We start from the raw sequence: 12,903 nt of genomic DNA on the forward strand, positions 1-12,903 counted from the left end.
TAAATTATTTTGCCAACGCTAAATATTGTTCGGCAATTAAGGTCGCATCGACTTTGGCCAAAATCTCAACCTGCTCGAGGGATGGCGGCAAACTAACAACCTCGTCTATCATTTTAGCTAACGCTTTGGGATCACGACGCGGCACGAGATAAGGCACTAAATTCCCAGTTAAAATTTCACTGGGTCCATGTGGGCAATCAGTGCTCACAACAGGAGTCCCACAAGCTAAAGATTCAATCAAGACTGTCGGTAAACCTTCAAAATCAGAGCTGAGCACTAATGCCTTAGCCTGCTTAATCCATGGAAAAGGATTACTTTGAAAACCGGGAATAATTAATCGCTTTTCAATACCAAACTTTTTCGCTGCTTTTATCGCTTTTTTGTGGTTATGGCACAAGAGCACGACAGGAAGTTGATTTTGCGTGAGCTTGAGGGCTTCAAACAACACATCATGGCGCTTTTGCTTAGCAAAACGACCGACATGAATAAGATAATCTCCCTGAGGGATTTGCGGATTATCTTGCTGTGATTGAGATGTGATTTCGTTAAATTCAAATGGATTATAGATAGTTTGCATAGATGCTGGATGCAAACGACCTTTATCTTTAATCTCCTTTGCTATGCCATTTGAGACAGTAATCAAATGCTGGCCATTGAGCGATTTTTTGGATTTTAGCTTCTTGAAATAAGCAAACGGTCCCAGTTTAAATTGGCGGCTCAACTCTTCTTCTACAGAGGAATGGACTATGACATAAAGCGGTGAAACACCTGTTTTGGTCATCATTAAATTGGTTTTATCTAAATTTGATAAAAACAAATCAAACTTGCCCACTTGAGATTCAATTTCCGCGATTTTTGCGCTGAGTTTGTTAACCGAAGCATTCAATCGCCCAAAATGGTCGAAATCTTTATCCTTAGGGGCAAAACATTGATGAATGGGTAAGTCCTCTGGGATTTCATAATAACGATTATCTTCCATGACTAAAAAATGCGGCTCATGCCCTAAGCGAATAAATTGCTTGGCTAAGGTAATCATGACCTTTTCGGCTCCGCCACCCGCTAAACTGTCAATGGCAATGGCTATCCGCATGATTTATCTCCTAAACGATATTCTGAATACCAACCGCTAACGCAGCGATACATCAAGAGTGCTGAACAAGAATGCTCGATACTAACAAGCCTTAACTGAGTGTCTACTGAACCACCAGCTCAAACTTCTCAATCACGGCTTCAACACTGATCAAAGCCATCAAATGCTCACCTTTAGCGCGAGTTCCCCACTTAATTTGTCCACTATGTTGCGCTCTCATGGCCTCATCATAGGCACTCACCACATATTGCTGCGATAGATAAGGACCTGTGCGCCCAGGATTGGAATGGGCATATAAACCAATGACAGGGGTACCTTGGGTAACCGCCATATGCGCAGGGCCAGTATCCGGAGCTAACACTAATCTTGCGCGTTTTAGCAGCGCCAATAATTGCGTCAGACTGGTTTTGCCCACTAAATTATCGATTTTAGAGGGACAAGCCTGCAAGATTTGCTCGGCTAAATCCTTCTCAAGCTGAGTTGGGCCACCGCACAGCATGACTCTAAATCCTTTCGCAATCGCATGGCTCGCAACGGCAGCATAACGCTCTGGTAACCAGTTACGTTCTGCCTTACTGGCTGCGGCGCAAATGATAAAGACTTTTTCATTGTCTTTAATCTGCGTCTGGGCAAATTCAGTATCCGCAATTGGCACAGGAATATGCCATTGAGGAGTGAGATCGTTAACGCCAATCGCCTTAGCAAATCCCATAAATCCTTCGAGCACATGGGGCTTGGCCAAGGGCTCCACCCTGTGATTTGTCACTAGCCACTGACCTTCTTTAGCGCGGGCACGATCAAAACCTATGCGCACCTTTGCCGAAATGGCTAATGAAGCCAAAGTTGCACGTAGCGCAACCTGCATATGCAGCAGCACGTCAAAACGTCGGCCTTTTAACGCCTTACGCAAATTAAAATAGCTGCGCCATCCTTGAGATTTATCGAAAATAACAAACTCAATACCAGGTAAATGCTTCAACAATTGATATTCGAGTTTACCGATCACCCATGTGATTTTGAGCTCGGGGTATTGCCGCTGAATCGCCTGCACCATAGCCACGGCATGACAGACGTCACCGATAGCGGATAAGCGAAGCAAACAAAGAGAATTCATGGTATTGGGATTTAAACTCATTGGGATTGAAGCTAAAAGCTCTTAAGGTTATTTGGCGCAAGCTAAGGATCTTAATGTAGAATGGCCCTAGGTGCCACGCTTAAGTCAACAAATCTCCGATGAATGCTCAGATACAGCTCATAAAAACCGTCCAAGGTCACATGGCAGTTTGCCAAGATACGCCAACAGATATCGATCCCGCGTGGTTCTCGGTGGATTTTTGGCGGGCTAAAAATGCTGTCGTCGGTTCATCCAAAGGCCGCTACACCACTTGGTTTGTGGCATTTGAGCATAGTCATTGGGTATTGCGTCATTATTGGCGTGGCGGCTTAATGGAAAAATTCAGCAAAGATGCTTACGTTTATACTGGCCTCGAAAATACCCGCGCCATGGGTGAGTTACGCTTATTAGACGTTTTGTATCGCGAAGATTTTGCTGTACCTAAACCGATTGCCGCCAACATAGTGCGCGATGGATTATTTTACCGCGCCGATATTATTATCGAACGGGTCGAAGGCGCCGAAGATTTAGTCGCTAAACTAGGCAAAGGGGTCATGAGCACTGAGCAATGGCAAGCATTAGGGGCTTGCATCGCCCATTTCCACCAGCGTGGTGTGTACCACGCCGATCTCAATGCCAAGAATATTCTGTTCCAGCCCGCGCAAACTGCACCCTTAACGCCAGAACGGTTTTATCTTATCGATTTCGACCGCGGCGAGTTAAAAACACCGAGCCCGCAATGGCAGCAATCGAATCTAGACAGACTTTTACGTTCCTTCAATAAAGAACAAGGCAAGTTACCAAACCTTGCCTTCACCGCTGATAACTGGTCATCACTGATGCAGGGCTATCAAGCGGCGATGCAAAGCGCCTGAACCACTAAAAAAAATTATCCAGTTAAATTAAGCGGTTATTAAATATTGCGCGAGAAGAAATTGTCGCTGTAAGGCACCACGATTAGCCTCAACCACAGCCAATCCCGCGTTCACCGCCTGCTGGCGTAACTCAGGTTTAGCAAAATACTCAATCAAGTTAGCGGCAAGTTCATCCGCCGAAGCGACAACCCTTAACCCACCAGCATCCGCCAACATCTGCGTAATCTGGGCAAAGTCCCAATGGTTCGGCCCCACCATAACAGGTACGCCCATAGCAACAGGCTCCAAGGGATTATGGCCACCATTATTGATCAGCGTGCCACCGACAAAGGCTTGGTCCGCCGTGCCATAAAAGGTCAGAAGTTCACCCATGGTATCGCCGACCAGCACTTGAGTCGTGGCCGTCACAGGAAGATTACTGCTGCGACGAATTAATTCAAAACCTTGACTGGCAACAACCTCAGCAACGGCAGAAAACTGCTCAGGATGACGCGGTGCAATAATCAGCAAGGCATCGGGCCACTGAGCCAATAATTGCCTATGGGCGATGAGCATGGCGTCAAATTCTCCAGGATGCACACTGCCTGCGACCCAAATCGGCGAGGTTTTACGCCCCCAAGTCTGACGCAACAGCTTGGCATTGGCTAAACGCTCAGGCGTAATACTGAGATCAAACTTCAAGCTACCGCATACTGTCACTCTGTCCGGCGATACACCTAACTCGATAAAACGCTGCGCTTCTACTTGAGTCTGCACCGCAATAACATCGAGTCGTTGCAACATAGGTCGACTGAGTTTAGGGCGCTTAGCATATTGCGCCGCCGACTTGGCCGACAGGCGGGCATTGGCTAACATCAAGCGCACACCGCGTTTGGCAGCAACAGCAACTAAGTTAGGCCACAGCTCAGTTTCCATAATCACACACCACTTAGGCGAGACTTGGCACAAGAAACGCCTCACACACCAAGGTAAGTCAAAGGGCAAATAACAATGCTGCACTGAGTCACCAAAGGCTTTGCGCACTTCTGCAGACCCTGTTGGGCTGGTTGTGGTAACCGTAATGCTTAGCTCAGGGTGTGATTGCATAATCAAACGGATCAATGGGATTGCCGCGAGCGTTTCGCCCATAGACACAGAATGGACCAGTAAATCCGTCGATTTAAGTCGGGTTAATCCAAAACGCTCCCCCCAACGACCGCGGTAATCAGGGCTTTTAATAGCACGAAATGCTAAATAGACGACTAGCAAAGGGGATAATAAATATAAGATCGTGGAATAGAGAAAACGATTCATTAAAAACGTGCTTATGAGTTTTGCCTGATGAATAGCGGCAATGTTAGCATATGCACCAAATTAGGGATAATTTACCAGCAGTTCGGCGGTCGTTGGTTAGCTTTCTTTGATCAATTATGTGGCGTTCACTAGCAATTTGGATAACTTATGAAAACCCGCGACAGAATAATCTATGCCAGTCTTGAACTGTTCAACGAGCATGGCGAAAGAAACATCACCACCAATCACATTGCTGCTCACTTAAATATGAGTCCCGGGAATCTTTATTACCATTTTCGCAATAAAGAAGACATTATCCGCTGTATTTTCAGTCTATATGAGAATCATCTCGAATCGGGTTTCCAACCCTATGAAGATAAGCAAGTGGATGTAGAACTGTTAATCGGCTACTTCGATGCTATGTTCTATACCTTGTGGCAATTCCGCTTTATGTACGCCAATCTTGCGGATATTCTCGCCCGCGATGGAGAACTAAAAAAACGCTATTTGCACGCACAGCAGCAAGTCTTAACGCGTTCAAGCCATGTGCTGCATAAACTCACACAAGATGGATTTCTGTGTGTCGATGCTGACAAAATCACGCCACTGGCGGATACCATTAAGATGATCGTCAGCTTTTGGATTGGTTATCAACTCACACAATCCAGCACGTCAACCATTACGAAAGCGACACTTTATGAAGGCGTTTTAAGGGTGCTGATGATTTTCAAAGCCTATGCAACCCCGACTTCCGTTGCGACTTTTACTCGCCTAGAGCAACATTACCACGCGCTAGCGAGTCAAGAATCCCTATAACATCATCCCAAACGCCTATGTTGGGAACTCGCATTCGGAACTAAACTCAAAGCAATTATAGTACTGAGTGCGAACCCGTTTTCGCTCTACAACGCTTAAAAGAATACTCAGTCAAACAGTGGCAAACTTATGTTGCACATTAGTTTTTATAATGTAAAAACCACTTTAGCCCTAAACTAGTTTATCTTGCGAACCTGCATGAAAAAAAGGCTGTAGGCCGATTAGGTTTAGAGTTAGAATGCCGCCACTCCCAAAATCAGAATAAAGTTAACTAAGGAGATATCAGGTGGCCTCTACCTCATTCTACGCACAGATTAATCAACAGCTTGCAGACATCAAAGCCGAAGGCTTATATAAAAGCGAGCGTGTTATTGCCTCACCACAACAGACTGCCATTCAAGTTAATCACCAAGAAGTTGTTAACTTTTGCGCGAATAATTACCTAGGCCTAGCGAATCACCCAGAGCTAATCAAAGCCGCCCAACAGGGCTTAGACAGCCACGGCTTTGGTATGGCATCAGTACGTTTTATTTGCGGTACCCAAGACATACATAAAAAGCTAGAAGCTAGCCTGAGCGAATTCCTCGGCACTGAAGACACCATTCTTTACTCTTCATGTTTTGATGCGAACGCAGGTCTATTCGAAACCTTGTTAGATGCAGAAGACGCAATTATTTCCGATGCGTTAAACCATGCTTCTATCATCGACGGTGTGCGTTTATGTAAAGCGAAGCGTTTCCGCTATGCCAACAACGACATGGCCGATTTAGAAACTCAGTTGATCGCCGCGAAAGAAGCAGGCGCCCGTAACATCTTGATCGCCACCGATGGCGTATTCTCGATGGACGGCGTGATTGCTAACCTGCAAGGCGTATGTGATTTAGCCGATAAATACGGCGCACTGGTGATGGTCGATGACTCTCACGCGGTAGGCTTTATTGGCGCAAACGGCCGTGGCACCCACGAATATTGCAATGTGATGGACAGAGTCGACATCATCACAGGCACCTTAGGCAAAGCGCTAGGCGGCGCATCGGGTGGTTTCACTTCGGGTAAAAAAGAAGTCATCGACTGGTTACGCCAGCGTTCACGTCCTTACCTGTTCTCTAACTCATTAGCGCCGTCAATCGTGACTGCGTCTATCCATGTGTTAGAAATGCTCAAATCAGGCCAAGCCCTGCGCGAAGCCGTATGGGAAAACAGCCGTTATTTCCGTGAGCAAATGTCAGCAGCTGGCTTTACCTTAGGCGGCGCAGACCACGCGATTATCCCAGTGATGATTGGTGATGCTAAACTGGCGGGCGACTTTGCTAACCGCTTATTAGCAGAACATATTTATGTTATTGGCTTCTCGTTCCCTGTGGTTCCTAAGGGACAAGCCCGTATCCGTACGCAAATGTCAGCGGCACATACCCGTGAGCAACTCGACAAAGCGATCACCGCCTTTACCCGTATTGCCAAAGAAATGGGCATTATTTAACCCCTATTTAGGACTTGAGACAATGAAAGCACTAAGCAAGTTAAAAGCCGAAAAAGGTATTTGGTTAGTCGATGCGCCTAAGCCAGTGATGGGCCACAACGATCTGCTGATCAAAATTAAAAAAACGGCGATTTGTGGCACCGACATGCACATCTACAACTGGGACGAATGGTCACAAAAAACCATTCCAGTCCCTATGGTTGTTGGTCATGAATATGTAGGTGAAGTGGTTGATATCGGCCAAGAAGTTCGTGGTTTTAAGATTGGAGACCGCGTGTCTGGCGAAGGCCATATCACCTGCGGCCACTGCCGTAACTGCCGCGCAGGCCGCACCCATTTATGCCGTAACACCTCTGGCGTGGGTGTCAATCGTGAAGGTTCATTTGCGGAATACTTAGTTATCCCCGCCTTTAACACCTTTAAAATCCCTGATGATATCAGCGATGATTTAGCCTCAATCTTTGACCCCTTTGGTAACGCTGTGCACACAGCATTATCCTTCGATTTAGTCGGTGAAGACGTGTTGATCACAGGCGCAGGTCCCATCGGCATAATGGCGGCTGCAGTATGTCGTCACGTAGGTGCTCGCCATGTAGTGATCACTGACGTCAACGAATACCGCTTAGAGCTGGCCCGTAAAATGGGCGCCACGCGCGCTGTGAACGTGTCAAAAGAAAACCTAAAAGACGTGATGAAAGAACTGGGCATGACCGAAGGTTTCGACGTTGGATTAGAAATGTCTGGCGTACCCTCAGCCTTCCACGCCATGTTAGATACTATGAACCACGGCGGCAAAGTCGCTATGCTCGGTATTCCAAGTGGTGAAATGGCCATCGACTGGAGCAAAGTGATCTTCAAAGGTTTGGTCATTAAAGGCATCTACGGCCGTGAAATGTTCGAAACTTGGTACAAGATGGCCAGTCTTATCCAATCAGGCTTAGATATTTCACCTATCATCACTCACCACTTCAAGATTGATGATTTCCAACAAGGTTTCGACGCTATGGGCTCGGGCCAATCGGGTAAAGTGATCCTCAGCTGGGATTAATCCTGCAGAGCATTACCTAGATAGGGGCTGTACACTCGCAGCCCCTTGTTGCACACTTATCCCATCTTGATTTCCATCTCTTAGCTTTGTCAGGTTTTATTATGTCTTCCTTTAAACACTTAAGCGTTAATCAATTGCTGCAAATGACCGAAGCACAGCCAGTGCAAATCGTCGATATCCGCGATGGCAATAGCTTCACCAACGGCCATATTGCAGGTGCAACTAACCTGAATAACGAAAACCTAGCGCAATTTATTAGCCAAGCCGATATGGATAGCCCACTGGTGGTGGTTTGTTATCACGGCATGAGCAGCCAAAATGCGGCGCAATATTTATGCGAACAAGGTTTTGATGACGTTTACAGCCTAGACGGCGGCTATAGCGCCTGGCATGAGGCGAATGCATGATAGAAATTGGCAGACTCCCCAACAGCAGAGCCGCGCAGGCATTTGTCGATTACCTCAAAGGGGAAGACATTGACTGCCAAATTGAGCCGCTGGTTCAGGGTGTTGCCATTCTGGTTATCCATGACAAAGATGTGGAGCAAGCACGCAAAGAGTTTGCCCACTTTATTGCTCACCCTTACGACAATAAATATCTGCAAGCCTCATGGGAACACGGCGATACCCAAACCAAACTCGATTATGGTGCCCCTTCGCTGCAGTTATTCACCCAATTTATTACCGGCGCAGGCCCAGTCACGTTGATCGTTTTTGCGGTTTGCGTACTCATTTTTGCGGCGATGAACTTAGGATTCGCCAACCAAACCTACGAAGCACTGTCCTATTTTGGGGCAGTACCTCATTCAGAGTTCAGCCAATTCTGGCGTGTTTTTACACCGAGCCTGCTACATTTTTCTGCAATGCACGTCATCTTTAACTTGCTCTGGTGGTGGTATTTAGGTGGAAAAATAGAAACCCGTATTGGTACTGCACCATTGCTCATTTTGCTGTTTGTCGCAGGAACTCTGCCAAACGTTATCCAATATTATGTCGGTGGACCTAACTTTGGCGGGCTGTCCGGCGTTGTGTATGCAGTGGTGGGTTACACTTGGATCATGGGTATACGTAAACCCGCAGCTGGAATAGATTTCCCACCATCATATATGGGCTTTATGATGATATGGTTGGCATTGGGATTCACAGATATTCTAGGGGTTTCGGTTGCTAATGGTGCCCACATTGGCGGCTTACTCATAGGTTTAGCCCAAGGTTTATTTGATAGCCGCAAATCCTCGAGCTCAATCTAATAACTCAATCTAATATTGTGAACCAAGATAAATCCTGAAATTTATCTTGGTTTAATGACTCGCTTCACTCTTCTACAAACAGCTCAAACTAACTCTGATCAGTCATTTCTAGTAGCTTAACGACTAGCTTCTCGATGCCTGAATGCGCTTCAGCAATATTACCAGCCAACATATAAGCGGGAGTGCTGACAATCCGATTTGCTTCATCCACGACTATCTCATGTACTGTCGCAACTTGATGCTCACCGCCCATCAAATTAAACGCTGCGACAGTATCGCTATCATTACCAATAGTGCCTTTTACACCGTGGGGATATAAACGCGGGATCATCATAGGAGCAATACAGATAAAACCAACGGGCTTTTTCGCCAGAATGAACTCATTGATAAAATCAGTCACCAGCGGTTCCACTTCACACTCACTGCCATTCGTCGCAAAGTTACACAGATTTTTCGCCGCACCAAAGCCACCGGGAATGATCAAGGCATCAAATTCGGCGATATCTAATTCTGTGGTCGCTTTGACTTCGCCACGGGCGATACGCGCCGACTCCACCAGCACGTTACGACTTGCAGCAGCATCGACCTCGCCAGTGAGATGATCTACCACATGCATCTGTTTGATATCAGGTGCAAAACACTGGTAGTGAGCCCCTGATCGGGATAAGCATAAAAGCGTTAAAACCGATTCATGTATCTCAGTTCCATCGAAAACACCACATCCACTCAGTAACACTGCGACTTTTTTCATTAAAAATATCCTTCTTATGTCATTAAGTTTTAACAAACCATAAACAAACTAGTTGATCTGATTAAAAATCGTGCTAACTTAATTCGTCGAATCTGACGAGTGCCGAAAATTAAGCCAATCCTTAGATGTATTTTACGGAGTCAATAAAAAATCCACAAATTGGGAAGATTTTTTAAGAAACAGTATTGAACTCACACAAATCTTTTATAAACATAAAAAACAACAACTTAAAAAAATCGCACTAAGCCGTAATCATCGCCATTATTCTCAGTTGACTTTTTCACTCACAGACTTATCCACAGGCTGAGAGTCATTTTGCCATGGCTGAAATAGTGCTTCTGTGGCATGCTTAGCGCCATCTAAGTCATCGATAAACGAAAAATACCTATGCCAACCGTCGCTAAAAACCCACTTGTGCTTGTGGATGGATCTTCTTATTTGTATCGCGCCTATTATGCGCCTCCTCACCTGACAAACTCAAAGGGCGAAGCAACGGGTGCCGTTTATGGCGTAGTGAATATGTTACGCAGCTTGTTGACCCGTTATCAACCAAGCCATATCGCAGTCGTGTTCGATGCCAAGGGAAAAACCTTCCGCAATGACATGTACAGCGAATACAAAGCACAGCGCCCACCTATGCCTGATGATCTACGTTCGCAAATCGAACCCTTGCATCGCATTATTCGCGCACTAGGTTTACCACTGATTTCAATTTCCGGCGTCGAAGCCGATGACGTGATCGGTACTATTGCCCGCCAAGCCAGCTTAGAAAACCGTGCCGTGCTTATCAGCACAGGCGATAAAGACATGGCCCAGTTAGTGGATGAGAACGTTACGCTCATCAACACCATGACAGACACCATAATGGGCCCAGAAGAAGTCGTCACTAAATTTGGTGTCGGTCCAGACCGTATCATAGATTTACTCGCACTGATGGGCGACAAGGCCGACAACATTCCAGGCTTACCCGGCGTAGGTGAGAAAACGGCGCTCGCTATGCTCACGGGAGCCGGCAGTGTGAGTAACTTATTAGCGGAACCCGAAAAAGTCGCCGAGCTCGGCTTTAGAGGTTCTAAAACCATGGCGGCAAAGATCATTGAAAATGCCGACATGCTCAAGCTTTCTTACGAACTCGCCACCATCAAAACCGATGTCGAACTTGAGCAAGATTGGCATGAACTTACCATCATGCCAGCAGACAAAGATGAACTGATCAAATGCTACGGCGAGATGGAGTTTAAACGTTGGTTAGCCGAAGTCTTAGATAATAAAATGACGGCAAATACCTCAATTGATGCGGCATCCACAGAAACACAAGAAGACTCATCTCCAGTCGAAGCGATTGAAACACAGTACGACTGCATTCTCACCGAAGCCGAATTAGACACTTGGATTGCTAAGCTTAAACAAGCCGACTTAATGGCAGTCGATACTGAGACCACCAGCTTAGATTACATGGTGGCCGAATTAGTCGGGATTTCCTTCGCCGTTGAGACAGGAAAAGCCGCTTATCTTCCTTTGGCCCATGATTACGTTGGCGCACCGACTCAAATCGATAAAACTGTGGCGTTAGAAAAACTGCGTCCACTGCTTGAAGATCCAAAGATCAAGAAAGTCGGTCAAAATCTTAAGTACGACATTAGCATCTTAGCCAATGCAGGGATCAAACTACAGGGCGTCGCTTTCGACACTATGCTCGAATCCTATGTTTTCAACTCAGTGGCTTCGCGCCATGATATGGATGGTTTAGCACTCAAGTATTTAGGCCATAAGAATATCAGCTTTGAAGAAATCGCCGGTAAAGGTGCAAAACAGCTGACCTTCAACCAAATTCCACTAGAGACGGCTGCGCCTTATGCGGCCGAAGATGCCGACATCACACTGCGTTTACACCAACATTTATGGCCAAGACTCGAAAAAGAAGCCGAACTTGCCGCCATGTTTACTGAAGTCGAATTGCCGCTAATCCAAGTGTTGTCGGACATTGAACGTCAAGGGGTATTAATCGACAGTATGTTACTCGGCCAACAGAGCGATGAACTGGCGCGTAAAATCGATACCTTAGAAGAAAAAGCCTACGACATTGCTGGTGAAAAATTCAATCTTGGTTCACCTAAGCAGCTGCAAGTATTGTTTTATGAAAAGCTAGGTTATCCGATCACCAAAAAGACCCCAAAGGGTGCGCCATCGACCGCGGAAGAAGTGTTGGTCGAATTAGCATTAGATTTCCCACTGCCAAAGGTGATCCTCGAACATCGAAGTCTATCTAAGTTAAAGAGTACTTACACCGATAAGCTGCCACTGATGGTCAACGCTAAAACGGGTCGCGTACACACTAGCTATCATCAAGCTAATGCGGCAACAGGTCGCTTATCGTCAAGCGAACCTAACCTGCAGAATATTCCGATTCGCACCGAAGAAGGTCGCCGTATTCGCCAAGCCTTTATCGCCCCAGCAGGCCGTAAAATTTTGGCCGCCGACTACTCGCAAATCGAACTACGGATCATGGCCCATTTATCCCAAGATGCAGGCTTACTCAAAGCCTTCGCCGAGGGCAAAGACATTCATAGAGCCACTGCTGCAGAAGTATTTGGTACCGACTTTGATGAAGTCACCACAGAACAACGCCGCCGTGCCAAAGCGGTTAACTTCGGCTTAATTTATGGCATGTCAGCCTTTGGTTTGGCGCGTCAGCTTGATATCCCACGCCATGAAGCACAAACCTATATCGATACCTACTTTGCCCGTTATCCTGGCGTATTACGTTATATGGAAGAAACGCGCGCGGGTGCTGCTGACTTAGGTTATGTGTCGACTCTGTTTGGTCGTCGCCTCTACTTGCCCGAAATCCGTGATCGTAATGCGATGCGCCGTCAAGGTGCTGAACGTGCTGCGATTAACGCGCCAATGCAAGGTACGGCTGCTGACATCATCAAAAAGGCCATGATCAATATTGCCCAGTGGATCAAAACAGAAACCCAAGGCGAAATCACTATGATCATGCAGGTTCACGATGAATTAGTGTTTGAAGTCGATGCGGATAAAGCAGAGGCACTTAAAAAGACAATCTGCACCTTGATGGCGCAAGCAGCTAATCTCGATGTTGAACTGCTTGCCGAAGCAGGCATTGGTGATAACTGGGATGAAGCCCACTAATCTCAGTAATATCCAGAAGAACACTATCAATATGATTTAACTGAAAATAAAG

The 12,903-nt window shown here is 46.3% G+C and carries 11 protein-coding genes; 7 read left to right on the forward strand and 4 right to left on the reverse strand.

Annotation, left to right across the window (positions count from 1 at the left end):
- Positions 1-4: 4 nt before the first annotated feature.
- Complete coding sequence (locus tag CKQ84_RS07425) at positions 5-1,090, reverse strand: glycosyltransferase (RefSeq protein WP_105250751.1); 1,086 nt, start codon at positions 1,088-1,090, stop codon at positions 5-7.
- Between the two features lie 103 nt (positions 1,091-1,193).
- The gene (locus CKQ84_RS07430) at positions 1,194-2,225 is read right to left on the reverse strand and encodes a glycosyltransferase family 9 protein (protein WP_105250752.1); all 1,032 of its coding nucleotides are present in this window, start codon (positions 2,223-2,225) and stop codon (positions 1,194-1,196) included.
- A gap of 98 nt (positions 2,226-2,323) precedes the next feature.
- Between CKQ84_RS07430 and CKQ84_RS07435 the strand changes: the two genes are divergently transcribed.
- Positions 2,324-3,079 (forward strand): 3-deoxy-D-manno-octulosonic acid kinase, encoded by a 756-nt coding sequence (locus CKQ84_RS07435; RefSeq protein ID WP_105250753.1) that lies wholly within the window; start codon positions 2,324-2,326, stop codon positions 3,077-3,079.
- A 27-nt stretch (positions 3,080-3,106) separates the two neighbouring features.
- Here the strand turns inward: CKQ84_RS07435 and waaA are convergent, their stop codons facing one another.
- Positions 3,107-4,372: a lipid IV(A) 3-deoxy-D-manno-octulosonic acid transferase gene (waaA, locus tag CKQ84_RS07440; protein ID WP_105250754.1), complete on the reverse strand. Its 1,266-nt coding sequence runs from the start codon at positions 4,370-4,372 to the stop codon at positions 3,107-3,109.
- A gap of 147 nt (positions 4,373-4,519) precedes the next feature.
- On the opposite strand from waaA, the gene CKQ84_RS07445 reads away from it, so the two are divergent.
- From CKQ84_RS07445 to glpG, 5 genes are all read left to right on the forward strand, one after another.
- Positions 4,520-5,167: a TetR/AcrR family transcriptional regulator gene (locus tag CKQ84_RS07445; RefSeq protein WP_105250755.1), complete on the forward strand. Its 648-nt coding sequence runs from the start codon at positions 4,520-4,522 to the stop codon at positions 5,165-5,167.
- A gap of 286 nt (positions 5,168-5,453) precedes the next feature.
- Entirely contained in the window at positions 5,454-6,647 is a 1,194-nt protein-coding gene (locus tag CKQ84_RS07450) for a glycine C-acetyltransferase (RefSeq protein WP_105250756.1), read from the forward strand.
- A 22-nt stretch (positions 6,648-6,669) separates the two neighbouring features.
- A complete protein-coding gene (gene tdh / locus CKQ84_RS07455) occupies positions 6,670-7,695 on the forward strand; it encodes an L-threonine 3-dehydrogenase (protein WP_105250757.1) in 1,026 nt (341 codons plus the stop codon).
- A gap of 101 nt (positions 7,696-7,796) precedes the next feature.
- Complete coding sequence (gene glpE, locus CKQ84_RS07460) at positions 7,797-8,102, forward strand: thiosulfate sulfurtransferase GlpE (RefSeq protein WP_006084745.1); 306 nt, start codon at positions 7,797-7,799, stop codon at positions 8,100-8,102.
- The gene (glpG, locus tag CKQ84_RS07465; protein WP_105250758.1) at positions 8,099-8,944 is read left to right on the forward strand and encodes a rhomboid family intramembrane serine protease GlpG; all 846 of its coding nucleotides are present in this window, start codon (positions 8,099-8,101) and stop codon (positions 8,942-8,944) included. Before glpE ends, glpG begins: the two co-directional genes overlap by 4 nt.
- A gap of 88 nt (positions 8,945-9,032) precedes the next feature.
- On the opposite strand, the gene elbB is transcribed toward glpG, so the two are convergent.
- Complete coding sequence (elbB, locus tag CKQ84_RS07470) at positions 9,033-9,695, reverse strand: isoprenoid biosynthesis glyoxalase ElbB (RefSeq protein WP_105250759.1); 663 nt, start codon at positions 9,693-9,695, stop codon at positions 9,033-9,035.
- Positions 9,696-10,082: 387 nt separating this feature from the next.
- Here elbB and polA point away from each other — a divergent pair, with 387 nt between their 5' ends.
- Positions 10,083-12,851: a DNA polymerase I gene (polA, locus tag CKQ84_RS07475; protein ID WP_105250760.1), complete on the forward strand. Its 2,769-nt coding sequence runs from the start codon at positions 10,083-10,085 to the stop codon at positions 12,849-12,851.
- Positions 12,852-12,903 lie beyond the last annotated feature (52 nt).

The organism is Shewanella sp. WE21 (genome assembly GCF_002966515.1).
GTDB lineage: Bacteria > Pseudomonadota > Gammaproteobacteria > Enterobacterales > Shewanellaceae > Shewanella > Shewanella oncorhynchi.

What these genes read in the sequence shown, in the direction of transcription:
- glpE (WP_006084745.1), top strand. Translation starts at nt 7,797, where the DNA reads ATGTCTTCCTTTAAACACTTAAGCGTTAATCAATTGCTGCAAATGACC.
- elbB (WP_105250759.1), bottom strand. Translation starts at nt 9,695, where the DNA reads ATGAAAAAAGTCGCAGTGTTACTGAGTGGATGTGGTGTTTTCGATGGA.
- glpG (WP_105250758.1), top strand. Translation starts at nt 8,099, where the DNA reads ATGATAGAAATTGGCAGACTCCCCAACAGCAGAGCCGCGCAGGCATTT.
- CKQ84_RS07430 (WP_105250752.1), bottom strand. Translation starts at nt 2,225, where the DNA reads ATGAGTTTAAATCCCAATACCATGAATTCTCTTTGTTTGCTTCGCTTA.
- CKQ84_RS07445 (WP_105250755.1), top strand. Translation starts at nt 4,520, where the DNA reads ATGAAAACCCGCGACAGAATAATCTATGCCAGTCTTGAACTGTTCAAC.
- waaA (WP_105250754.1), bottom strand. Translation starts at nt 4,372, where the DNA reads ATGAATCGTTTTCTCTATTCCACGATCTTATATTTATTATCCCCTTTG.
- polA (WP_105250760.1), top strand. Translation starts at nt 10,083, where the DNA reads ATGCCAACCGTCGCTAAAAACCCACTTGTGCTTGTGGATGGATCTTCT.
- tdh (WP_105250757.1), top strand. Translation starts at nt 6,670, where the DNA reads ATGAAAGCACTAAGCAAGTTAAAAGCCGAAAAAGGTATTTGGTTAGTC.
- CKQ84_RS07435 (WP_105250753.1), top strand. Translation starts at nt 2,324, where the DNA reads ATGAATGCTCAGATACAGCTCATAAAAACCGTCCAAGGTCACATGGCA.
- CKQ84_RS07425 (WP_105250751.1), bottom strand. Translation starts at nt 1,090, where the DNA reads ATGCGGATAGCCATTGCCATTGACAGTTTAGCGGGTGGCGGAGCCGAA.